Annotated in this window: 1 protein-coding gene; it reads left to right on the plus strand. The window is 68.9% G+C overall.

Annotated features, from left to right (window positions below):
- Nucleotides 1-47: 47 nt before the first annotated feature.
- Nucleotides 48-1,123 (plus strand): alkaline phosphatase family protein (locus tag ABD212_RS18960; protein ID WP_344097780.1); only part of this gene is annotated, 1,076 nt, incomplete at its 3' end.

Below are 1,123 nucleotides of genomic sequence, written 5' to 3' on the forward strand. Positions count from 1 at the left end.
GTGGTTGCATGGGGTCGGGTGAGGTCGATACGACGGGGGGTGCGGGGATGGTTTCGACGCGGCGGGTGATCGTGTTCATCCAGGAGAACAAGACCCCGGATTTCTATTTCCCGACCCTGTCGGGCTGGGGGGCGGCGGTGGCGAACTCGGGCGCCCTGCTGGTCACGCCGCCGAACTTCGATCAGCCGCATGACCGCAGCGCGTGGGTGCATTACGCGATGGGCGATTACCCGGCGGAGCGGCTGCAGCTGGACAACGACACCGTGATCCCGTTCTACAGCTGGCTGGCGAAGCAGTTCGTGTTCAGCGACCACCACTTCGCGGCGGGCTCCAACTCCACCTCCGGGCACATGCTGGCGATCGGCGGGCAGATGCCGACGTTGAAGAACCCGCCGTTCGTGGGTCCGCATCCGGTGTGGAATCTGCCCTCGATCTTCAGCCTCGCCGAGTCGGCGAAGATCTCCTGGGCGGCGTTCCCCGACCAGTCCGGTTACCCGACGAAGTTCTACAGGTCGCTGACCGAAGCCCCCGGCAACGGCAACGTGCTGCGGCCGGCGGAGTTCATCCCGATGGCCAAGGCGGGGACGCTGCCCGAGATCTGTTACGTCTGGTCGCCGTCGGGCTACGACGAGCACCCGCCGCTGGTGAGCGCGCCGGACTACATCGGCAAGGGGCACCGGCTGGTCTGGGATCGGGTGCAGGCCGTGATCGACGGCGGCGGCTGGGAGGAGACGGTCTTCATCCTCACCTGGGACGACTGGGGCGGCTACGCCGACTCCGTCCCGACCCCCGACGTCGAGACCGTCCCGGATGATCTGCACCCGGACGGGTTCCCGATCATCGGCGGTTCCCGGATCCCGCTGGTCATGTTCGGCGGCAGCGTGGTGCAGCGGATCGACCCGGAGTGGCACTCCCACGCGGCCATCCCGAAGACGATCATGGAGCTGCTCGCACTGCCGCCGATGGGGGTGCCCCGGGTGGACGACGCGCCCTCGCTCGCCCACCTCGTCGACCCGTCACTGACCCGGCCGGTGCCGCCGGTGCCGGGATCGACCGTGATCCAGCCCGCACCGCCGACACCCGCCCCGACACCCGTCGCCCCGCAACCCTGGCCCGGACCACT

Source organism: Microbacterium deminutum, from assembly GCF_039530205.1.
Classification (GTDB): Bacteria; Actinomycetota; Actinomycetes; order Actinomycetales; family Microbacteriaceae; genus Microbacterium; species Microbacterium deminutum.